Raw genomic sequence first — 20,193 nt, 5'->3', positions numbered from 1 at the left:
TCACCTCTGACTTGATGTTCGGGCCTTCCCCTGGAGTTCATGACCCCCAGGGTACTATGCCTTCTGCTGACTCCTGCCGGTTCAGCCGTGCCTTTCGACACGGGTTGCCAGCTTTTCCTGGCTTATCCGGCAGGCCTCCCCGGGTAAGAGCGTTAACCTTCGCCCCGCGCCCGCCCCATATACTCTACCATCCCTTGGCAGCCTGGGATTTCGCTGTGTTTCGCCAGCTCATCCGGATGGTCTAGCCTCCTATGGGGTTCTTGTTCATCGGGCCGTGACTTTGCCTCCGGCTTCCTCCGGATCCCACCTCGCGATGGGCACCCTTGCCTTTGGCTAGCAGACTCGTGCTGCCTCGCCTGCAGTGGACTTTCACCACCAAGTTAACGCCCATGCCGGGCGCACAAAAATAAAACGTGGGCTTTAACCCACGTTTTATCCTGGTGCGGCGAGCGGGACTTGAACCCGCACGGGTGTACCCATACGCCCCTCAAACGTACGCGTCTGCCAGTTCCGCCATCGCCGCATACCTGGCATGGTTAATTATAAACCCCGGACGGTATTCCTGTCAAGGATAAAGCCGGCTTGAACTTTCGAAAAATCCGGCTTGCTGGCAGACACTCGGTATCACCCGGCCCGGCTTAATTTTTCTTACTTTAGTTTTTCCAGCCGCGGATTGGGGATGATACCGGGCAGGCGGCCGCGCTTGGCCACCGGCCGGCCTTCAACCTCTTTTAAATCCATGGTCATATCAATGGGTGCGGCCCCCGATATATAGCTACCCACACCAAAGGCATCGGCTCCGACTTCAATGAGGGCGCGGATACGCTCCGGCGTCAGGCCGCCGGAGACAAAAATCCGCACATGGTTGAAACCTGCGGCATCCAGGCGGTAGCGCACCTCCCGTACCAGCTCTGGAGTAACGCCGCCCCGCTCGCTGGGGGTATCCAGGCGTACCCCGGCCAGGGCCGGCCCCAGGGCTTCTGCTACCCGCAGGGCTTCTTCCGCCTCGTCCTTAAAGGTATCCACAAGGATGGTGCGCTTAGCATCAGGGGGCATAAAGCGATGATAGGCCAGGGCTCCCTCAACGGTATCGCCAATAATGAGGAAAATGGCATGGGGTACCGTACCCTGAGGCTCCTGGCCGGCCAGTTTGGCTGCTAGTATACAGCTGGCGCCACTGGCGCCGCCGATAATGGCTGCCCGCTCCATGACCGGGGCTACAGCCGGGTGCACGTGGCGGGCACCAAAGCAGAAAAATGGATGCTCACCGGCTGCTTCCTTGATTTCCCGGGCAGCAGTAGCCCAGCCGCTGGAACTGGCCAGCATTCCCAGGATGGTAGTTTCAAAAAGGCCAAATTCACTGTAGGGCCCCTGGATCCGCATGACCACTTCCTTGGGGGAAAAGGTGCTGCCCTCCGGTAGCCCCCAGATGGTAACCCTTTTCTCCCGAAGCAGCTCCAGAACCTCATTGACGCCACAGAGGATGCCGGCACGACGGGGAAAGATTTCGGCCGTAACAATGGTGTCAACCTTACCAAGTGCCTTGAGAATTTCATAAGTACGGACAAAATATATGTCGGTAGTTGCCCCGATGGCTATCTCATCATGCTGGGCGGAATAAAATTGCCTGTCAGGTGCTACCTGGAGCTGCCTGACCTTGGCCAGGGAATCCATGACCTCCATCGCCATAAAAATCCACTCCTCGACCTGTAAGTTCATTTTGCCAAAGGTTTCCCTATATTATTCTGCTTCCACGGCCAAATACCTGCTACCGCACATCGGGATATAAGATACGGTATATCCGGTAATTCTGGAGCACCTGGCGGACAAACTCCCTGGTTTCGGGGAAGGGAACCTGGCTTAAATTCCGGCTACTGCCGTCCCAGATGCGCCTCTCCAGCCAGTTATGGACGTTACCCCGACCGCCGTTATAGGCAGCCAGAGCCGGGGTGAGGTCACCAAATTCCCGCAGGAGGGCAGCAAGGTACCAGCTGCCCAGGCGCAGGTTATATTCCGGGGAAAAGAGCCGGTCAGGATCGTAGGGTAACCCCAGTTGCCCGGCGGCCAGCCTGGCTGTTTCCGGCATCAGCTGCATCAACCCCCGGGCACCCTGTGCGGACTGGGCCCGGGGATAAAATTTGCTTTCCACCCGGGTGACGGCTGCTACTAGGAGGGGGTCCAGGCCTTCCTGGTGAGCATAGTTGACGATAATTTCTATATAAGGGAGGGGATAAAAGACACGCACCGCCCGAGGCAGGAGGAAAGAAAGGAGCGCCGCCACTACCAGCAGCCACAGGTAACGGCGCCAAGTTTTTATCATGAAGTACCCCTCACTTTTTCCATGACAATCTTCCTGCTCGCTGGAGTTCCCGCCAGGCTGCCAGGACGGTGGCACGGGTGGCGTCAAGATCACAACCGGTGGGAATGATCCGGGCGGCATGACGCAATCTTTCTTCTTCTCCCATCTGTGCCCGGAGACGGCTTTCAGCTTCTTGCGGCGAGAGGTTGTCCCGTTCCATTAATCTTTTTAACCGCACCGTTGCCGGTGCGGTTACCACCCAGATGGCATCCACCATATCATCCATACCTGCTTCAATTAAGAGGGGGGCCTCAATAACCACCACCGCCTCCGGGTCAGTTTGGCGTAAAGCCGCTATTTGCGCCTGGACTTTCTCCCGGATGCGGGGGTGGGTAATGGCATTCAACAATTCCCTGGCGACAGCGTCACTAAAAACAATCCGGCCAAGGGCCCGCCTGTTTAAATGGCCGTCTGGCTGCAAAATCCCCCGGCCAAAGGCAGCGACAATATCCCGGTAGGCAGGCTTGTCGGGAAGCACTACCTCCCTGGCCACCTGGTCGGTGTCGATGACTATAGCTCCCAGTTCTTTTAAAATCCCGGCCACTGTGCTTTTTCCGCTGGCAATACCGCCGGTAAGACCGATAATAAACATCTCCATTGCTCCTACCATCGCCACAGTCCTATGGCGATTAAAATTAAACCCGGCAGAGCTGCCCCCCGCCAGCCCAGTCTTTCTGGCTGCCAGCGCTGCCCCAGGAAGCGACCTGCCTGCACCAGCAGTAGCTGGCAACAACCAATGCAGAGCGGTGTCAGCAGGAGGGAAAAACCGGCGGCAGCGGCGCCAAAACCTATTCCGACGGCATCCAAAGCCAGGGCCAGCCCAAGGGTCAGGGCCTCCTGGCTGCTAATACTTCCAGATAAATCCATATCAGCCCGAATAGGTTCCTTGAGAATCTGAATCACCAGGCCCAGGCGGGGCAGGCGGAATTTGACTAAAGTTTTTTCTGCCGGCTGCGGCTCGCTTTTTTTCAGATAGGCTTCAAAACTTATGGTTAGTCCCAGGGTTAATAATATAACAGCTCCCAGGCGGCCGGCAAGGGTTGGACTGAATACTCTGGTTACGATATGACCACCGGCCATGGACAGCAAGCTGGCGGCCGTAGATACCAGGGCGATCAAACCCAGGGAATGCCAGGGCAGCTTTATTTTCCTCAGGCCATAAGACAACCCCACGCTCAGGCCATCCAGGCTGGCGGCTAAGGCTAAAAGTAGCGTTGCCAGTAACATGGTAGTTTATCCCACCCTTTTACCCTTATGTCTTCTATACAGTAATATACGGGTGGCAGGGGGGATACGTGCCTGTCATTTAAACCTGGCAAGTGGGACAAAACACGGTGCTCCGGCCGCCGATTTTCACCCGTTCAAGGGTGCAACCACAGCGGCGGCAGGGCTGGCCGGCGCGACCGTAAACCTGGAGGTAATCCTGATTTTTCCCCTGCTGACCGTGGCCATCGACGTAATCCCGGAAAGAGGTGCCGGAATTGGCTATACCCTGGTCTAACGCGGCCTGCATGGCCCGGTGCAGGCGCACCAGTTCATTCTCAGTCAGCGAAGCCGCCGGTCTAAATGGATTAAGCCCCGCCAGGAAGAGCATCTCGTCGGCATAAATGTTACCAATACCGGCCAGGAGGTGCTGGTCCAGGAGGACCTGTTTTACCGGTCGGCGCCGGCCAGCACAGATGGCTGCCAGGGTGGCGACATCAAAGGCCGGGTCCAGTGGTTCCGGCCCCAGTTTTTTCAGCCCGGCCGCTACCGTTACCTCGTCTTCCTTGCCCAGGTAGAGGCGCCCAAAACGGCGGCTGTCCACCCAGCGCAAGGCACCACCACCGGCCAGGTGAAAAACCACATGGGTATGGGGCAGTACGGGGCCGGTCGCCGCCGTTAAGATCAGGCGTCCGGTCATCCTTAAATGGGCCACCAGGCAATAGCCGGCTGTAAGGTAAAAAAGGAGATACTTCCCCCGGCGGTCGAGACGGGTTATTATTTTACCTGTCAGCAAATCGATGAAAGTGGCGGCATCGGGTACAGCAATAACGCCGGGGTGGTATACCTCTACCCCGGCAATGGTTTGCCCCTGGAGATGGGGAGTAAGGGTACGTTTAATGGTTTCTACTTCCGGTAGTTCGGGCATCGCATTTCACTCCAGAATCATGGCTCCGTATCTCATTAACGGTTCCATATCATACCAGCTAGGGCCGTATTTTAAATCCACCTGGAGAGGGACCTGGAGTTCCAGGGTATTCTCCATATTCTCCTTTACCAGGTCGGCTACTGCCGTCAGGTCTTCCTCAGGGACCTCAAAGATCAATTCGTCGTGAACCTGGAGAATCATCCGGGCGGCCGGGTATTGCTCCTCCAGCAGGCGGAAAATCTTAACCATGGCGATTTTAATAATATCTGCCGCGCTGCCCTGGATGGGAGTATTCATGGCTGCCCGCTCCCCAAAGCTCCGGGCAGTATGGTTGGAACTGAAGAGTTCCGGCAGGTAACGGCGTCGCCCCAGGAGGGTGGTTACATAGCCATCCTGCCGCGCCCTGGCAACGACCTCTTCCATGTAAGCCTTAACACCGGGGTAACGCTGGAAATAACGCTCAATATATTCATGGGCTTCACTGCGGCTGATGCCCAGGTCGCGGCTGAGGCCGAAATCGCTGATGCCGTAGACAATGCCAAAATTCACGGCCTTGGCGCTGCGCCGCATGAACGGTGTCACTTCACTTAAGGGAACACCAAAGACTTCAGCTGCCGTCCGGGCATGGATGTCTTCCCCCCGGCGAAAGGCGGCAATCATGCCGGCATCACCGGAGATGTGGGCCAGAACCCGAAGCTCGATCTGGGAGTAATCAGCAGCCAGAAGGAGGCGGCCGGGAGCATGGGGAACGAAGGCGCGGCGCAGGCGCCGACCCACTTCCAGGCGCACCGGGATGTTTTGCAAATTGGGCTCGCTGCTGGACAGGCGGCCAGTAGCCGTCACCGTCTGGTTAAAGGTGGTATGGAGGCTCTTCGTTCTGGGATTGACCAGGGGCTTCAGCCCGTCCACATAGGTGGATTTTAACTTGGTAAGCTGGCGGTATTCCACCAGCTTGGCGGCAATGGGGTGTCTAGCGGCCAGTTCTTCCAGGACGGCAGCGTCGGTAGAAAAGCCGGTCTTGGTCCGCTTTACCGGCGGCAGGCCCAGTTTTTCAAAAAGTATATTCCCCAGCTGCCGCGACGAGTTAATATTAAACTTTTCCCCGGCCAGGCGGTAGATTTCTTCCGTCAGGGCGACAATATTGCCTTCCAGTTCAGCACCCATCATGTCCAGGGTTTCCAGGTCAACAGCCACACCATAACTTTCCATCTCACCCAAAATCCGGGTCAGAGGAAGTTCCACCCCCCGGTAAAGCTCCTCCATGCCGGCTACCTGCAATTTGGTAACAAGTTCCCGATGCAAAAGCCTGGTGGCCGCCGCCCGCCGAGCAGTGGTCAGCAGTAAAGATTCATCTTCCACCAGGGCCAGGTCCAGGTGTTCCAGGCAGAGTTCCGGCAAATCATGACGGGAGGCGGTGGGATTAAGGAGGTAGCCGGCGATCATGGTGTCGCCGCCCGGGTCGGCAACCCGTGCCCCGGCCTCCTTCAGCCAGACGAGGGCTGCCTTGGCATTATGAAAGATGGGCCCTGCCTGCAGCAGGGGTGCCAGGGCCCGGGCCAGGCCAGAACCTGGTACCTCCGCCGTATCCAGAACAGCCACGCCCCCTTCCCAGGCCAGTCCCACGGCTAATGCTGCGGCTTCCAAATAATTGGCGTTATTCAAAGCCAGGGCAATAGCAACTTCTTGCTCCCCCGCCAGGCGCCCGGCAAGTTTGGCCAGTTCTTCCAGGCTGGTCAAAATAAGGGGCTCCGGGAGATTTAGGGTTTTGACGGTGGCTGCCGGAGCCATCCCGGCACCCTCTTCCTGCATGCCTTTTAAGACATCCCTGACCAGGCTATTAAACTCCAGTTCCTTGTAAAGGGCCAGGACAGCCTCATAGTCCGGCTTCTCACGACGGCAGGCTTCAAGATCAAGTTCCACCGGCACGTCGCAGCGAATGGTAGCTAGCTGCCGGGCCAGGCGGGCCTGGTCAGCGTAAGCAACCAGATTGGCAGCTACTTTCCGTCCCCTGACCTCAGCGGCATGGGTCAGTACCCCTTCCAGGTCGCCATACTGGCGAACCAGCTGCACGGCCGTCTTTTCCCCTATTCCAGGTACGCCGGGAATATTGTCGGAGGCATCACCCATGAGGGCCTTGACATCAATGAGCTGACCGGGCTCCAGGCCATAGGCTTTTTTAATGGTCTCCCGGTCAAACAATTCCACCTGAGAAAGGCCGCGCCGCATGAGGAGGACCTTAACCCTGTCATCTACCAGTTGCAGGGCATCACGGTCCCCGGTCAGGATTAAAACCTCCAGCCCTGCCGCTGCCCCCTTGCTGCTTAAAGTACCAATGAGATCGTCGGCCTCAAACCCTTCTACTTCACAGCTTGCCAGCTTCCAGGCTGCCAGGAGGCGTTTAACAAGGGCAAACTGGGGCCTGAGTTCCGGATCGGTCTCCGGACGCGTTCCTTTATATTCCTCATACAGGTTGTGGCGAAAGGTTACCCTGCTGTAATCAAAGGCCACAATTACATAGTCCGGCGCCACCAGGTCAAAGGCCTTTTGCAGCATGGTGGCAAAGCCATAAACGGCATTGGTTTGAAGGCCTTCACTTGTCTGAAGCGGCGGCAGGGCATGAAAGGCCCGGTGAATAATGCTGTTGCCGTCCACCAGGAGCAATCTGCCTTTTTTTATAGGCATTCGTCACCCTTCTTTATTAAAAACGCTGCTTCTATTTTATCTTTTTCTGTTTCCGGTGGCAATTCTTTTCCCCTTCACACCAAAAAACCACCCTTAACTTGAGGGTGGTCTGGAGGGCGCCTCCTCCTTATATACCTTTTCAGGTACCGTCAAAGACTGGTATATATCTGCTGAATCAATATTAATTGGCGAGGACATCCTGGCATCAGGGGTGGCCCTATTCTTTTCCCCGGTTAGGTTATCAGGCGGGGTAGGCGGCGGTGAAGTTGTTCCCGTCCCAGTTTGTTTACCGGTTGCAGAAATTTCTCCTTCATCCTTATTTATTTGTAGCCTGTTATCCCCTGGAATAATTTGCTCCGGGGACGTCTGGTCCTGGGGGCCAGTTATATGTTCACCAGGTAATTTTTGTCCCTCTCCTACTTGATGGTTCTGTTCTGATGCCGGATTGGGGTTTTGTCTCCGGGAGCTAACATTGGTCCTGGCCTGGACAATCGGATTTCTCTCCCCGCTGTTGAAAACTGGCTGGGGTTTGGTAGACTTCGCCGGTTGTCGCCTCAGAGGCTGTGCTGGCCGGGTTTCTTCCCATGAAGGGGTTATTGCTGGTGCTGGTGTTTTGTTTTCTTGGTCTGTAACTATCGTGGAGAGATCCCCTGCCGGCGCTGGACCCCTCGGAGCTTGCAAAGCTTTCACCTGTTCTTGTTCGCCCTGCATAGACGCAGGCGTTGCTTGTCCGGCCTGGAATGGGAGAGGGGAGGGAAAATAGCCAGCAGAAGCAGTAATAGCCACCACAACTGTGATGGCCGCCGCTGCCGCCAGGGAGAGCCACTGCGGCAGGCGCTGGTACCAGGGTCGGCAGGCCGCCTCAAGCCGCGACCGCAAACGCTCTTCAAAACCGGCCGGCAGTTCCAGTTCTTCTTCCGACCATGCCTGGAGAATGTTCACCGTCTGACGCAGGGCCTCCAGTTCTTCCCGGCAGGAGTTACACAGGCGCAGATGTTTCTCCACGGCCCGCCGTTGGGTTGCCGTCAGGACACCGTCCAGATATGATGACAGGAGTTCCCGGTAATGGTTACAGTTCACCGCCCCTCACCCCCTTTGCTTATATAGACGTTTTGCCCCAAAAAATGTTCCCGTTCCTTTATCAGGTGCTGTCGCAAAAACTGCCGTGCCCGGCTCAAGCGGGATTTCACCGTCCCTACGGAACAACCCAGGATAGTCGCTATCTCTCCATAGCTAAAACCCTGCAAATCACGCATGATTATTACCATGCGATATTCCGGCGTCAGAACCTGGATTAATTTATGTATATAGTCCTCCCCTTCCCTGGCCAGGAAAATTTCTTCCGGTGAAGGGACACCTCCCCAAGTGGCCAGCTCCCAGGGTACCCCCTCTGTTTCCTGCAAGCCCTCCAGGGAAAGGGTGGGCCGCCGGCTGAGGCGGCGCAAGGCATCGCGGCAGACATTGGCAATGATATGCTGCAGCCAGGTTTTAAAGGAACACTGTCCCCGGAAGCCTGGCAGGTTTTTAAAAGCGCGCACCAGGGCCTCCTGGGCGGCATCACCAGCATCTTCGGCATTGCCCAGGAAGCGGTAGGCAATGGTGTAGAGCATCTTCTGGTAACGCTCTACCAGGAGGGTAAAAGCCTCCATATCGCCCTTTTGACTCCGGGCCAGCAATTCCTCATCAGGGACCACAGCTGCCCACCACCTTCCAGCTTTTTTCCTATTCGCCATCTCCCTTACTTTATCCTTTTAGGCCCTTGCAGGAACGTAAAGTCTATGTTAAAATTAAAAGCACACAAGCCGAAGTGGTGGAACTGGCAGACGCGCCGGACTCAAAATCCGGTGGCCGCGAGGCCGTGCGGGTTCGACCCCCGCCTTCGGCACCAATAATACCAAGGCGTGAGAGCCTTGGTATTTTTCTTTATATAGATATAGAAAAATGCCAGTAGCCGGGAGCAGCTGCTGGCATTTTCCGTAATTTCCTATAACCTAGTTAATGGGCGTGCAGGTGAAAATAGCCCTGGTGGTGGTGCTCATGAAAGGCTGCGTCAATAAGGTTGCCCTGCATTAAAAGCTTCAGGAAAATAGCTATAATTATCCCCAGTCCCACCAGGGCTGACAGAATATAACCCAGGGCCTTGGCCCCAAAACTGCCTGCCAGCCCAGGAACGGTATAATCCGGGAAGAGGGTATGGGACCAGCTGGCGGCCAGTTTAACCATCCCGGCCGGGACAAAGCCCAGCATCTGCTGTAACTCTTCCGGTGCCCATTCGCCCCAGGCCGTACTGCTAGCCAAGATTCCCAGAGGTGACAGCAGGATCAGGATACCCAGCCCTGTAGCCAGTCCCTTGAGGCCAGGGGCGCCGGCCCCGGCCGGAGCTGCCGGCCTGGCCTCCGGGTAAAGTTGCAGTAAGCCGGGGTTAGCCCGTTCAAGGTAGCGGACCACCAGGCCGGTAACTATCCCCTCGGCCGGGCCGGCCACCAGGAGATGGGCCAAAGGAGCCTTGGGTCAGGAAGGTTCTGAAGTGCGCCTCCTTTCCTGCCAGCCGTGACGCCGGCAACGGCCCCTGCCCGGGCCGGCGATATCTGTACTGCCGCAATGGGGGCAGGTTCCAGTCTCCTCAGTTTCCGGTTCCCATTCATAACCACATTCTTCACAGCGGGCCTTTGCCCCTGCCAGGCGGTAAACCCCGCCTTCTACCCGGATAGCTTTGCCATTAATCAGGGCGTCGGCCACCTTACTCCGGGCTGCGCCGAGGATACGGAAAAAGGTAGGCCGTGAGACCCTCATCCTGGCCGCGCATTCCTCCTGCTCCAGGCCTTCTATATCCTTCAGGCGAATGGCTTCCAGTTCTTCCACTGCCAGGACAACTTCTTCCAGTTGGCGTAAAGGTACGGCTGCCGGTTTAAAATAAGTAATCCCTGGTATAAATTCTACCCGCCGGCACTTGGGTGGCCTCGGCATGATGGTCCCCCGCTTTCAAGCTTTACTTTACCTTATCATAACCTCAATGTGGACTTATGTCAACCATAAGGAAAGAATGTCCAATTACAACTCTACGTTATTTTTGCCGATGCGGGTAGACCTCATTCCCAACTATAACTAATTGACCATCACGGTGCAAAACAACCGGCGCAATGACAGTCCTGTCCAGGGTTTCGGAGGCCGGCAGCAAAAACCCGCCCATCACGTTGGCGGCCGGGATTAAAAAGCGGTGGTCGCCGTCAATCACCCGCCGCAATAGGTGCGGCCCTACCAGGCCGATAAAGCAGCCGATAATGCCCAGAAAAGAAACCACTTCGTCCACAATCACAACTACCGGAAAGGTTACTTTACCCCCCAGCCGCGGCTGTAATTTTCAGCGCAGGGGATGCAGGCATACCGCCCCTCCTTTACCCTGGCTCGGACTTCTGCCACCAGCTCCCCGCAATAAGCGCAGGTCACGGAGTTAAAAAGGCGGGCTTTCGCTGGCATGGCGAGCTTCACATGCTCTGTTTTAAATATTTCCTCCTCCGGCGCGTCCAGGATAAATTGCAAGCGCTGTTCCTGGTAACGGTCAAAGAGCTCCTTTTCCGCCGGTGTGGCCTGGCCGTTAAAAACCCTCTCCCGCAAGTTCCGGTAATTCTCGTCTTCCTGCCATGCTCCACTTTTTAAGGCTACCCGGACGGCAGCACCAGTCTTCCTATCACCAATAGTAAATACATGCTTGCCGTAGTCCCGGTAAAGGAGATTGCCTTTTCCCAGCGTGCAGCCGGTAAGCACCTGGATGGCATCCACCCCGCAGGCATCGGTTTCTACAATGGCCACCAGCTCTTCATCCCCTGCCCGGCCGGCAGCCAGTTCCCGCAGGGCTATTTTTGCCGCCCTGTAGCCAATGGCCAGGCCCGGGCAGCTATGCCCGTGAAAGGCCACGGCCCTTTCCCAATCGTTGGTAATTTGTTCCATGATTTAAATCTCTCCTTTTCTCCCATCTAGAAAATAAAAATAACCACTTCAGGCGCCCCTTCTGGGGCACATACCCTCCGTGGTTACATCTTACAACCTCCATGGTTGTTAAATATTTTATTCGCCATGCAAAGCTAAAATCCTGCCGCTTAATCCCCATCCCGCAGGCGGTTGACTTCTTTAAACAGGGACACTATTTGCGACATCCCGCTGAATTCCTCCAGGCTGTAGCGCGTTTTCCGCCGCCAGTTGGGGTAACGGTTTCCCGTACCCGGGACATTCTGGGGCTCTCTTTCCAACCATAGATCCTCAAGGTTGACGAGAAGAAGCTGCGCCAGGCTTGCGGCTAGATAGGCTAGGCAACCACGTAAAAGGCTGCCAGCCTCCGTCGTGGCTACTGACAAAAAACCTTGATGATACAGGAAAAGGGGGAGAGCCGCCTTTAGACGGCCGCCTTGTCCGCCAAAAAGAAGCAAAGGGCGGCATGTCGTGGGTACTCAGGCCGGCCAAACACCCGGCACGCACCGGTGCCAGGGCCCGGCTCGGCTTTCCGGTGTATTCGGTGGCCAGGATATACATGCGGTTGACCTTGTGCCGCTCCATGGCACGGCGGACGTAACCCGGCACCGTACCCAGGTCTTCACCGACAAGTAATGCTTTATGGCGCCGGGATTCTAAGGCCAAAATTGCGTAAAATTCCTCAGCGTGATAGCGAACGTAAACTCCTTCCGCGGCTGTAAGCCCTTTCGGTATCCAAAAAAGGTGGTGCAAACCCATGACGTGATCCAGGCGCAAAATACCTGCATGGCGCAGGTGATGGCGCAGGCAGGCTATATAATAGCGGTAGCCGTCTTCCCGTATTCCTTCCGGGTGCAGGGGAGGAAATCCCCAGTCCTGTCCCTCGCGAAAAAAAGCATCGGGCGGCGCCCCGCTGCTGGCCGCCAGGCAAAAATTCCGGCGGTAGCGCCAGACGTCGTATCCCTCGCGGTGGACTCCCAGGGGCAAATCGAGATACAAATTGCCTTTGGCCAGGGATTGGAACTGGCGATGGGCCTGCCATTGGACATACAAATGATACGCCGCGACTTCCCGATCATAATCGCCCTCTTTTAGAAAACCGTCCCGCATTCGTGCCGGCCACGCCGTCCAGCCGGCACGCCTTTTTTCCACGGCGGCCAGAAACCGGGCGTAATCTAGAACTTCCCTTTTGCCGGCCACCCAGGTGGCTAATTCCGCCTGTCCTTTTACGTTACTGTTATAAAATTCACGGGCACAGATTGCAAAGACTTTTCTCTTGAGAGCCATTACCCGTCGATAATCGACAAAAGATGTTTTCCGTAAAAAAGCCGCTTCGTCCTGGAATTCCTTCGAGTTTAAGAAATCCCGGGCCTCTCGGGATTTCTGCACTTCTTCCAGCTGAGAAACGTCCAAATAAAACTCATTCCAAAAAAGGCGGCTTACGGGCTGATAGGGACTGGGCTCCATGGGTTCATCCAGAAAAGCAGCCAGGAAGGGTAGAGTGGCGACAAAACTGCCGCCCAGCCGTTCCACCCAATTAGAAAAGGCCTCCAGGTCTCCGAAATCACCGGATCCCAGGCTGCGCTGCGAATGAAGGGCATATAGGGGCACAAAGCAGCCCCATATTTTTTCCCGGCCTTTCGGCAGGTTCCATGCCTGAAAAGGGGCGGAAATCAGCATTACCTCTTTATCGTCCCCGGCAAAACTTAAAGACAAGCGGTGATAGCCCCAGGGTAATTTTATAGGCAGCCGCAACAGCCGGGCTTCATAAACAGCTCCTTCCACCACGGCTGCCCGGGTTAGGGGGAGGGAAGAGGGTACATGCTATACCGCCACAACCCGCCTCCTTCTAAATGTAGTTTGCATTCCAGGCGGCTAGCAATCTTTGCCGCAGGCAGGCGGAGTTCTAAGCAGGGACTACTACCGGACCAAACCACGGTTACCGGCTCACAAAATTTACGCCAGCGCTCCTGACGTCGCTCCCGCACGGCCCTTAAGACGTCGGCCATATTAGCCACCGGCGCTCCCAGGGCCTGTAAAACCGCCAGCAACGTTTCCGGTTCAGCCGTCTGGAGGTTACCCTCACCATCGCGATAGGCGGGCTCTACGCCATATAGGCAGCAAGTTGGTACAAAAGATGCAATTCTTTTTCGCGTCTAACCATCAATTATTACCTGCCAGGCGATGTTATTAAATATAATTTTCCCCTTCCCAAGGTTATTCAATTTTTCTTTTTCCCTCCCGGCACTTCGCGCACAAGCCGTAAACTTCAAAACAATGTTCCGTCGGCAAGAACCCTTTGCGGTCCAATTCCTGTATTAATTCTTCCATGGGACAAAAGTCAACGGCAAAATAAGCGCCGCACATTTTACACACGGCGTGATGATGGTGTCCTTCCTCCCGCCGCAGTTCGTATAAATCGGCACCTGTCTGGGAAGAAACGCGGCATAAAAGCCCTTTTTCGAGCAATAAATCTATGTTGCGGTAAACGGTAGAAAAATTTGTTCCGGGAAGAATTTCAATGACCTTTTGGAACAGATCTTGAGCGCTTAAAAAAGAGCGGGTGTTTTTAAGGACCGCCAGGATGGCCTTTCGCTGGGGAGTTACCCTGAGGTCGTTTTGCCTTAACAGTTCTTCTACATCCACTTTTTTATTACTCCTTTCCCAACCATAACTGCCACCAGCAACCCCGCCGCAATAAGCACAATAGTCCCCCCGGGGGCCAGATCGAAAATAAACGAAGCGTACAGGCCGCAAGTCACCGAAATAAGGGCCGCCAGGATGGCTATAACGAAAGTTTCTTTGAAACTGCGGGCAACCTGCAGGCTCACCGCCGGCGGTATTACCATTAAGGCCGACACCAAAAGGGTCCCCACCACCCTTACCGCCAGGGCGACGGTCAGGGCAGTGAGCAAGGTAAAATAAATGCTCACGGCAGTGACCGGTATTCCCGCCAGGCGCGCCGCCTCTTCGTCAAAGGTAATGGCAAAAAGCTCGCGATGTAGAAGCGTTACGGACATAAGGATAAATATGCCGGCACCGGCAATGACCGCCACATCCCTTGGGGATACGGCCACCAGGCTGCCGAACAAATATGAAAAGAGATCGGCGTTAAAGACCTTTTTTAAGCTGATCATTATCACAGCCAGGGCCATGCCGCCGGACATGACTACCGCCAGGGCTACTTCGGCATAGCGAGGAAAGGCCCGGCGGATAAACTCGATGATTAAAGCGGCGCCGGCCGCCGCAAGTAGGGCGCCGTAAAAAGGATAAAAACCCAAGAGCATCCCTCCGGCGACGCCGGCCAGGCTGGCATGGGCCAGACTGTCACCCACCAGGGATAACCTTCTAAGTACAATAAAGACACCCAGGGTGGCGGCCAGAACGGCGGTAATCATACCGGCTATCAAGGCCCGCTGCATGAAATCAAAGCTAAAGATCCACATAATCATCACCTATACGGTAACCGAGAACGTCGGCGATGTGGTTCTGGTCCACTTCATTTATTTGCTCATGAATGTAGACGTGTCGATCGCGAACACAGCCAATTTTTTGGGCCCTAGTAAAAGCCGCCCCTATATCATGGGTTACGATAACTATCGTCATGCCCCTTTCCCGGTTTAGATGGGCGAGAAGGCGATAAAAATCTTCCCGTGCGGCGGCATCTATGCCGGTGGTAGGCTCGTCAAGGAACAGAGCCGCCGGCTTTTTGGCCAGGGCCCGCGCGAGAAAAACCTTCTGGCGCTGGCCGCCGGAAAGTTCGCCAATGAGGCGACCCGCCAAATCTCTAATACCCACCAATTCCATGGCTTCGTCTATATTATCTTTTCTGGCGCGTCTATCCAAAAACCCTTTCAAGCCCCCGTAATACCCGGAAGCCACTACCTCGGCCACTGTTGCGGGAAAAGAAGCATTGATATCGCCGGCATTCTGGGAAATGTAACCTATCAAGCCCCAATCCCGAAAGTTCCTAATGTCCCTGCCAAATAGCCTTACTTCCCCGACCTTCGGCCTAAGAAGACCCACCATTATTTTAAGCAGGGTGGACTTGGCGGCGCCGTTGCGCCCGATAAGGGCAAGAAAATCGCCGCAGTTCACCTTTAGATTGACCCCTTCAAGGACGGGGATGCCGTTATAAGCAAAGGTGACATCGTTCATGCGAACTACTTCTCCACATTCAAGGCAACGGTCCATAATGATTTTCCTTTCTACTCCAGGGCTTTTTTGAGGGCCGCCAGATTTTTTGCCATAATGGAAAAGTAGTCTTCGCTGGCCTCCATCTCTTCCTTAGTCAATCCGCCGATAGGATTTAAAACCAAAGTCCCCGCTCCCGCCTCCCGTGCCAGGGCTTCGGCCAGTTTAGGACTGGCCAGGGTTTCAAAAAAGATATATTTTACGCCTTTGCTGCGGCAAAGGGTTATGAGCTCCGCCATCTGCTGGGCCGACGGTTCCTGCTGGGGTGAAAGCCCGCTGATAGGAATCTGGTTGAGGCCGTAACGCCTGGCAAGATAACCGAAGGCGGCATGGGAGGTTACGATATCTCTTCTAGTAACGGCGTTCAGGGTATCCCGGTACTCACGGTCCAGCATGGCAAATTTTTTATCCAATTCATGGTAATTTTTTTCATAATAACTTTTATTATCGCCGTCTACCGTCGCCACTGCTTCAAATATCCTCCTGGCTATCTCCCGGGCAAGGAGTGGATCCAGCCATATGTGGGGGTCATTGTTTTCTATCAGACCTTGGCCCGCTTCCAAGGTCACGACTCCCTTCTCCTGCAGCTGGCCCTCAATTTTCTTTGCCCAGGCATCCATGGGTTCACCTAAAAAAATAAATAATTTCCCGCTGTAAATCGAAGCAATCTGCCGGGGCGAAGGCTCATAATCATGGGGTTCGACACCTGCAGGTTGTAGATTCTCTACCACGGCTCTATCCCCAACTATCTTTTTAGTGAAATCATAAAGGGGATAAAAGGTAGTATAAATTTTTAAAGGGCCGCTTTCCGCCGGCACTAGACCTTCCTTTTCCCGACAACCTGCAATAAAAAAAATGAGGGCGATAACCAGTAATTTTAAGACGATGCCCCGCGATTTGTAACCGACTTTCATTTAACCTCCCGGCCTCCTGCAATCGATTTGCATTTGCATTATAATTATATAACTTTTCTCTTAAAAAATGTCAATGAATTTTATTCGCGGCAGGCCGGGCAGTAACCGAAAAAGATTGTAGAGGTGCTTAGGACTTCAAACCCTTCCTCATTTGTATATTTCCCTAGAGGCTCTTGCATTCTCTGAAACTCGTAGGTACGACTGCACTTTAAGCAGACAAAGTGGCTGTGGGGGCTTCTATTCATCTCATATCTGGCCGAACCGTTAAGGGTCGGAGCCTTAACAATAATCCCCATCTGGGTAAATAAATCCAATGTCCGATAAACGGTCGCCCTTCCAACCGTCGGGCAGTACCGGCGCGCCGCATGGTAAATGGTTTCTGCCGTAGGGTGTTCCCGGGACAGTTCCATAAAGGCCTTTAGAACCGCCTGCCGCTGGGGGGTTAAACGCCGATCGCTTTCTTGAAATTTTTCCAGGTGTAAAGAGGTAATGACAGGCATTTCCTAACCCCCTTCCTTAAACTTTCTTTGATAATCGCGAATTGCTTCATGCAGGGCGCTGGCTCCCAGGTTGGAACAGTGTAGCTTAACTTCCGGCAGACCGCCAATTGCCGCCGCCACATCGGCGTCGGTAATTTTAAGGCCTTCTTCCAATGTCTTACCTCTGGCCATTTCCGTAAGAATGCTGCTGGTAGCTATGGCCGCCGGGCAACCGTAAACCTGAAATTTAACGTCTGCCAGCCGGTTATCCTTTACTTTTATATAAATACAGAGATAGTCGCCGCAGTCAGGGTCGCCTATAGTGCCAATGCCATCCGCATCTTTTATGACGCCTACATTACGCGGGTTTATAAAATGATCGAGAAGCAGTTCGCCGTACATTATCTCTAGCCCCCTGAGAATCAGCTTCAACTTGCTTTTGGACATTTGTTCATTATTATTATATCCGCCTTATGGCCCCATGTCAATAAATATTAAAGGCCTTGACGCCGTAGCCGGCAGCCTCAGTTCGAGCGGCGTTCAAGGCAATCGCAGCGCATTATTTCGTATAGCGCTACAAGCCAAAGAGCTTGTAGCAGTTGGTACACGGCGGGGGAGGCGCCGGTACTTCCGGATTATCCAGGAGAAAAGGGTTGGTCAGGTCCAGCCGGTAACGAAAGGGCTGTTTAAATTCCCGGGCGGCTTTATTTTTAATCACCCTGGTCAAGCTTTCAGTAATTTTGCCATAATTAAAAGGAGTAAAGGGCGCTTCCTGCCGGCAAAAGTAACGGGGTGCTACACCTTTATAGGGCAGTCCAAGGTAAACACAAGGGGCTACCTCGCCGTGGCTATTGATGAAAATATGTTTTAAGGGCCAGGCATCGCAGACCATGACGTCAAGATTAAACTGCAGTGGATAAACTCTTAAATTAAGGCCCAGACGCCCGGCCTGCTCTTCGGCAGCCTGAACAGCAAAAAGGTAGTCTCCAGGAAGTGCTTCTCCCGGACAAGCAAACACCCTTAACTCTTCCATCTCCGGGGAAAGGGTGAGATCCAGGTTGGTGGCCACCACTTCATCAGCCCCGGCGCTGGCCGCAAGTTCTATGAAGGCCGGGAGTTCAAGTAAATTTTTCCTGGTCATCAGGTAAGAACAGATAATTTTGGGTAAAGGGCTACCTCGCTTTTGTTTGATATCTGCCAAGCGGCTAATATTAGTAAGCAATCGCTTGAGACTTGTAATATGAGCCTCGCATGTCCTGTATGTAGTTAACAATCGAACCTGAAGGTACGTCCTGCTTCATTGTAAATAAACTTATCTCCCAGGGCCTGGTAGAGGGCGGCACTGGCCCGAAAACCGGTACAGTGGCAGGCTACCAGGTACTGGAGACCAAACCGCGGTAGAGTCTTTATCGTCTCCTCTAGCCGCTCCGGGCCGGCGTCCTTCAAGTGGGTACCGCCGATGACGGCGAAGATGCGGCTGGCACCGGTAATGTCCAGGACGTGCTCCAGGGTACTGATCAAGCCGGAGTGGGCGCAGCCCAGGAGCACCAGCGGCCCTTCCCTGGTAGTGATGATTAAAGACTGGTCGTCCCAGAGGCTGTCCTGGAGGTATTCGCCACCGGCAAGGAGGCGAAATTCCCGGCTTATAGCTTCAAAAGCCTGTCGACGACGGATTTCGCCGGTTAAAAAAATTCCTTCCCCCAGCTCGACGGGTTGCCGGGAGAGGTGAAATACCGCACCGCTTGCCTCTAATTCTGCCCGCGACCAGGGGATGCCGATATACCTGGCTTCCTCCCCTTCCCGGAGGCGGTATTTAGCCACGAAGATATCGGGGTGGGCGTATACGGGAAGGGGGCCAGTAATCTCGCAGATCTTTTTCAGGCTTCCGGTATGGTCGTCATGGCCGTGACTCAGGGCAATAGCTGTAATTTCCCGCGGATCGAGGCCCAGGCTCAACATGTTCTGGACAACGGCACCCCCGGCCCCGGTATCGAAAAGGATGGTCCTTTTCCCGGTTCGTACCAGGAAAGCCAGGCCATGCTCGGCTATCAAGCCCCTGGAGGTGACCGTATTGTCTACCAGGTTGATAATTTCAATGGTTCCGGCCATTCTTATTTACCCTCCCCTTTTAACCGTGGCAGCAACCGCCGGGCGTGCAGCCTTCCGGCCGGGAATCCCTCCCGCAGCACAGGGTTTTGCCACCCGCCTCGGGACGGCTTTTTACTATATGCGGCGCCGAGAATATCCTTACTAATCTCGTACTGCCGCAGTTAGGACAAATATCCGCATCTTCTCGCTTGCTAAATGTACTTATAGCCCCGCAATCGCTGCATTTGAATTCAAATTCCGGCATTTACTGTTCACCCCCGCTTGACTCTAGTATAAATCTATAAAGAACATATGTCAATATTGTGTTGCAAAAAAGCCCCCTTGCCACACAAGGGGGCTACCGGGAAAATTATACTCCTTCAATTCCCCTTAATCATTCTTGCCCCACATTGGGCGCAGATTGTGTCAACACAGGGCTTCCCCAGTTGGTGCGGCACCTGCAGGCCACACTGAGGACAAACGCAATTTCCGGCCCAAGAGCTCTGGCCCTTCCCGCCTGTGGATGAGATGCCTTGGCCCCTACCCCTGCCTCCTCCCATTCTTCTCCCTCTGCCGCCACCTGTAACCCTTCCCCATCCGCTCCCCATTCCTGCACTCCAACCGCCTGGCATATTTATTCCCCTTTCGTTTTAAGTTTACGTAATTATGGTTACCCGGTCACCTGTTTTTACCCAACCGCTTTTTATCACCCGGCAATAAATACCTTCGGTCTTCAAAGGCGCCGGCCCCGGAAAAAAGAGGCTTGAAGGTTCATCTTCCTGCTTACCGATTTGTGTAACCTCAACCATTGCTTCTCCTACTAAAAGTCTAGCCCCTACCCCAACTCCCTCTAAATTAATGCCCTGGACGGTAATGTTTTCGGCAAAATCACCCGGTTGAAAGGGAAGGCCTAAGGCCTCGGCCATTTCTTCAGCCCTTTCAGCCATAAAAACGCTCACCTGCCGGCTTGTTCCCGCATGGGCGTCCCCTTGCAAACCGTAATCAGCCAGCAAATAACCTGAACCAACGTTAATTTTCTTTATTCCTCTCCGCGCACTAAGATTAACACCGATAACTTTGCCTGTCGACATACTCTCTGCCTCACCTTTACAAATTAAAAATTAGCAGGGTTCTAAGGTTCGTAGATTTTAAAGGGTGAAAACTCCATGATTTCTTCCAACCGTGTCCAGACGCCGTAGCCGGCAGCCTCTGTTCGAGCGGCGTTCAAAGCAATTTTTTATCTCCGGCTTTTGGTATTCAGCCCTGGCTTCCTGATAAATGGTGTCGTTCTCCTGCATGGGACAATTAGCCGGTAATCGCTGCAGTTCCCCAGTCCTACAGGCATAAACTCCACCTTGATCACAGCGCATTTTTTAAAAA

General features: G+C 54.3%; 24 protein-coding genes, 2 tRNA genes and 1 pseudogene. 1 reads left to right on the top strand and 26 read right to left on the bottom strand.

The features are described 5' to 3' along the window. Positions 1–438: 438 nt before the first annotated feature. From FLZ89_RS10165 to FLZ89_RS10125, 9 genes are all read right to left on the bottom strand, one after another. Positions 439–523: transfer RNA gene (locus tag FLZ89_RS10165), tRNA-Leu, on the bottom strand. Positions 524–648: 125 nt separating this feature from the next. Further along, positions 649–1,683, bottom strand: a complete 1,035-nt coding sequence (locus FLZ89_RS10160; protein ID WP_172613713.1) for a nicotinate phosphoribosyltransferase — start codon at positions 1,681–1,683, stop codon at positions 649–651. Positions 1,684–1,768: 85 nt separating this feature from the next. Further along, positions 1,769–2,320 carry a lytic transglycosylase domain-containing protein gene (locus tag FLZ89_RS10155; protein WP_172613547.1) on the bottom strand — a complete coding sequence of 184 codons (552 nt, stop codon included), beginning with the start codon at positions 2,318–2,320 and terminating at the stop codon, positions 1,769–1,771. A gap of 10 nt (positions 2,321–2,330) precedes the next feature. After that, positions 2,331–2,951: a dephospho-CoA kinase gene (gene coaE / locus FLZ89_RS10150; protein WP_141265831.1), complete on the bottom strand. Its 621-nt coding sequence runs from the start codon at positions 2,949–2,951 to the stop codon at positions 2,331–2,333. Between the two features lie 11 nt (positions 2,952–2,962). Then, positions 2,963–3,586, bottom strand: a complete 624-nt coding sequence (gene ytaF / locus FLZ89_RS10145) for a sporulation membrane protein YtaF (protein ID WP_141265832.1) — start codon at positions 3,584–3,586, stop codon at positions 2,963–2,965. Between the two features lie 79 nt (positions 3,587–3,665). Beyond that, positions 3,666–4,490 (bottom strand): bifunctional DNA-formamidopyrimidine glycosylase/DNA-(apurinic or apyrimidinic site) lyase, encoded by an 825-nt coding sequence (mutM, locus tag FLZ89_RS10140; protein WP_141265833.1) that lies wholly within the window; start codon positions 4,488–4,490, stop codon positions 3,666–3,668. Between the two features lie 6 nt (positions 4,491–4,496). Next, on the bottom strand, positions 4,497–7,172 hold the full coding sequence (polA, locus tag FLZ89_RS10135) for a DNA polymerase I (protein ID WP_141265834.1): 2,676 nt from the start codon (positions 7,170–7,172) through the stop codon (positions 4,497–4,499). Positions 7,173–7,265: 93 nt separating this feature from the next. Further along, positions 7,266–8,252: an anti-sigma factor family protein gene (locus tag FLZ89_RS10130; protein ID WP_141265835.1), complete on the bottom strand. Its 987-nt coding sequence runs from the start codon at positions 8,250–8,252 to the stop codon at positions 7,266–7,268. Further along, the gene (locus FLZ89_RS10125; RefSeq protein ID WP_141265836.1) at positions 8,249–8,866 is read right to left on the bottom strand and encodes an RNA polymerase sigma factor; all 618 of its coding nucleotides are present in this window, start codon (positions 8,864–8,866) and stop codon (positions 8,249–8,251) included. The genes FLZ89_RS10130 and FLZ89_RS10125 overlap by 4 nt, the downstream gene beginning before the upstream one ends. Before the next feature lie 107 nt (positions 8,867–8,973). On the opposite strand from FLZ89_RS10125, the gene FLZ89_RS10120 reads away from it, so the two are divergent. Next, positions 8,974–9,060, top strand: a tRNA-Leu gene (locus tag FLZ89_RS10120). Positions 9,061–9,167: 107 nt separating this feature from the next. Here FLZ89_RS10120 and FLZ89_RS10115 read toward each other — a convergent pair. The 17 genes and pseudogenes from FLZ89_RS10115 to FLZ89_RS10040 all read right to left on the bottom strand — a co-directional run bounded on the left by FLZ89_RS10115 (position 9,168) and on the right by FLZ89_RS10040 (position 19,904). Then, positions 9,168–9,671 (bottom strand): PDGLE domain-containing protein, encoded by a 504-nt coding sequence (locus FLZ89_RS10115; protein ID WP_141304902.1) that lies wholly within the window; start codon positions 9,669–9,671, stop codon positions 9,168–9,170. Positions 9,672–9,683: 12 nt separating this feature from the next. Then, positions 9,684–10,139 (bottom strand): DUF134 domain-containing protein, encoded by a 456-nt coding sequence (locus FLZ89_RS10110; RefSeq protein WP_141262665.1) that lies wholly within the window; start codon positions 10,137–10,139, stop codon positions 9,684–9,686. A gap of 157 nt (positions 10,140–10,296) precedes the next feature. Continuing rightward, a pseudogene (locus FLZ89_RS10105) lies at positions 10,297–10,467 on the bottom strand (iron chelate uptake ABC transporter family permease subunit); the annotation flags it as partial. A 35-nt stretch (positions 10,468–10,502) separates the two neighbouring features. Then, entirely contained in the window at positions 10,503–11,120 is a 618-nt protein-coding gene (locus FLZ89_RS10100; RefSeq protein ID WP_141304901.1) for an FmdE family protein, read from the bottom strand. A 149-nt stretch (positions 11,121–11,269) separates the two neighbouring features. Next, a complete protein-coding gene (locus FLZ89_RS16180) occupies positions 11,270–11,524 on the bottom strand; it encodes a 4-alpha-glucanotransferase (RefSeq protein ID WP_253256458.1) in 255 nt (84 codons plus the stop codon). Next, positions 11,430–12,893 carry a 4-alpha-glucanotransferase gene (gene malQ / locus FLZ89_RS10095; protein WP_253256457.1) on the bottom strand — a complete coding sequence of 488 codons (1,464 nt, stop codon included), beginning with the start codon at positions 12,891–12,893 and terminating at the stop codon, positions 11,430–11,432. Before malQ ends, FLZ89_RS16180 begins: the two co-directional genes overlap by 95 nt. A 44-nt stretch (positions 12,894–12,937) precedes the next feature. After that, positions 12,938–13,189 (bottom strand): hypothetical protein, encoded by a 252-nt coding sequence (locus FLZ89_RS16175; protein ID WP_253256456.1) that lies wholly within the window; start codon positions 13,187–13,189, stop codon positions 12,938–12,940. A gap of 166 nt (positions 13,190–13,355) precedes the next feature. Further along, on the bottom strand, positions 13,356–13,784 hold the full coding sequence (locus FLZ89_RS10090) for a Fur family transcriptional regulator (protein ID WP_141262667.1): 429 nt from the start codon (positions 13,782–13,784) through the stop codon (positions 13,356–13,358). Beyond that, a complete protein-coding gene (locus FLZ89_RS10085; RefSeq protein WP_373995619.1) occupies positions 13,775–14,584 on the bottom strand; it encodes a metal ABC transporter permease in 810 nt (269 codons plus the stop codon). Before FLZ89_RS10085 ends, FLZ89_RS10090 begins: the two co-directional genes overlap by 10 nt. Then, positions 14,571–15,296: a metal ABC transporter ATP-binding protein gene (locus FLZ89_RS10080; protein WP_216363875.1), complete on the bottom strand. Its 726-nt coding sequence runs from the start codon at positions 15,294–15,296 to the stop codon at positions 14,571–14,573. Before FLZ89_RS10080 ends, FLZ89_RS10085 begins: the two co-directional genes overlap by 14 nt. A gap of 50 nt (positions 15,297–15,346) precedes the next feature. Further along, complete coding sequence (locus FLZ89_RS10075; RefSeq protein ID WP_141262669.1) at positions 15,347–16,246, bottom strand: metal ABC transporter solute-binding protein, Zn/Mn family; 900 nt, start codon at positions 16,244–16,246, stop codon at positions 15,347–15,349. Positions 16,247–16,326: 80 nt separating this feature from the next. Continuing rightward, entirely contained in the window at positions 16,327–16,746 is a 420-nt protein-coding gene (locus FLZ89_RS10070; protein WP_141262670.1) for a Fur family transcriptional regulator, read from the bottom strand. A 3-nt stretch (positions 16,747–16,749) separates the two neighbouring features. After that, positions 16,750–17,127, bottom strand: a complete 378-nt coding sequence (locus FLZ89_RS10065) for an iron-sulfur cluster assembly scaffold protein (RefSeq protein WP_141262671.1) — start codon at positions 17,125–17,127, stop codon at positions 16,750–16,752. Between the two features lie 172 nt (positions 17,128–17,299). Next, entirely contained in the window at positions 17,300–17,947 is a 648-nt protein-coding gene (locus FLZ89_RS10060) for an SPASM domain-containing protein (protein ID WP_141304900.1), read from the bottom strand. Positions 17,948–17,991: 44 nt separating this feature from the next. Continuing rightward, entirely contained in the window at positions 17,992–18,834 is an 843-nt protein-coding gene (locus FLZ89_RS10055; RefSeq protein WP_141262673.1) for an MBL fold metallo-hydrolase, read from the bottom strand. A 19-nt stretch (positions 18,835–18,853) separates the two neighbouring features. Beyond that, positions 18,854–19,078, bottom strand: a complete 225-nt coding sequence (locus tag FLZ89_RS16575; protein ID WP_141262674.1) for an FmdB family zinc ribbon protein — start codon at positions 19,076–19,078, stop codon at positions 18,854–18,856. 391 nt (positions 19,079–19,469) lie between these two features. Then, positions 19,470–19,904, bottom strand: a complete 435-nt coding sequence (locus FLZ89_RS10040) for an MOSC domain-containing protein (RefSeq protein ID WP_141262676.1) — start codon at positions 19,902–19,904, stop codon at positions 19,470–19,472. Between the last annotated feature and the right edge of the window lie 289 nt (positions 19,905–20,193).

The sequence above is a fragment of the Moorella sp. E306M genome, assembly GCF_006538385.1.
In the GTDB taxonomy this organism is placed as follows: Bacteria; Bacillota; DSM-521; order Neomoorellales; family Neomoorellaceae; genus Neomoorella.
This window is presented reverse-complemented; position numbering and strand designations above follow the sequence as displayed.

Excerpts from the sequence above, each read along its gene's own strand:
- FLZ89_RS10160 (WP_172613713.1), bottom strand. The coding sequence starts at position 1,683 with ATGGAGGTCATGGATTCCCTGGCCAAGGTCAGGCAGCTCCAGGTAGCA.
- FLZ89_RS10155 (WP_172613547.1), bottom strand. The coding sequence starts at position 2,320 with ATGATAAAAACTTGGCGCCGTTACCTGTGGCTGCTGGTAGTGGCGGCG.
- coaE (WP_141265831.1), bottom strand. The coding sequence starts at position 2,951 with ATGTTTATTATCGGTCTTACCGGCGGTATTGCCAGCGGAAAAAGCACA.
- ytaF (WP_141265832.1), bottom strand. The coding sequence starts at position 3,586 with ATGTTACTGGCAACGCTACTTTTAGCCTTAGCCGCCAGCCTGGATGGC.
- mutM (WP_141265833.1), bottom strand. The coding sequence starts at position 4,490 with ATGCCCGAACTACCGGAAGTAGAAACCATTAAACGTACCCTTACTCCC.
- polA (WP_141265834.1), bottom strand. The coding sequence starts at position 7,172 with ATGCCTATAAAAAAAGGCAGATTGCTCCTGGTGGACGGCAACAGCATT.
- FLZ89_RS10110 (WP_141262665.1), bottom strand. The coding sequence starts at position 10,139 with ATGCCGAGGCCACCCAAGTGCCGGCGGGTAGAATTTATACCAGGGATT.
- FLZ89_RS10100 (WP_141304901.1), bottom strand. The coding sequence starts at position 11,120 with ATGGAACAAATTACCAACGATTGGGAAAGGGCCGTGGCCTTTCACGGG.
- FLZ89_RS10085 (WP_373995619.1), bottom strand. The coding sequence starts at position 14,584 with ATGTGGATCTTTAGCTTTGATTTCATGCAGCGGGCCTTGATAGCCGGT.
- FLZ89_RS10080 (WP_216363875.1), bottom strand. The coding sequence starts at position 15,296 with ATGAACGATGTCACCTTTGCTTATAACGGCATCCCCGTCCTTGAAGGG.
- FLZ89_RS10075 (WP_141262669.1), bottom strand. The coding sequence starts at position 16,246 with ATGAAAGTCGGTTACAAATCGCGGGGCATCGTCTTAAAATTACTGGTT.
- FLZ89_RS10070 (WP_141262670.1), bottom strand. The coding sequence starts at position 16,746 with ATGCCTGTCATTACCTCTTTACACCTGGAAAAATTTCAAGAAAGCGAT.
- FLZ89_RS10065 (WP_141262671.1), bottom strand. The coding sequence starts at position 17,127 with ATGTACGGCGAACTGCTTCTCGATCATTTTATAAACCCGCGTAATGTA.
- FLZ89_RS10055 (WP_141262673.1), bottom strand. The coding sequence starts at position 18,834 with ATGGCCGGAACCATTGAAATTATCAACCTGGTAGACAATACGGTCACC.
- FLZ89_RS16575 (WP_141262674.1), bottom strand. The coding sequence starts at position 19,078 with ATGCCGGAATTTGAATTCAAATGCAGCGATTGCGGGGCTATAAGTACA.
- FLZ89_RS10040 (WP_141262676.1), bottom strand. The coding sequence starts at position 19,904 with ATGTCGACAGGCAAAGTTATCGGTGTTAATCTTAGTGCGCGGAGAGGA.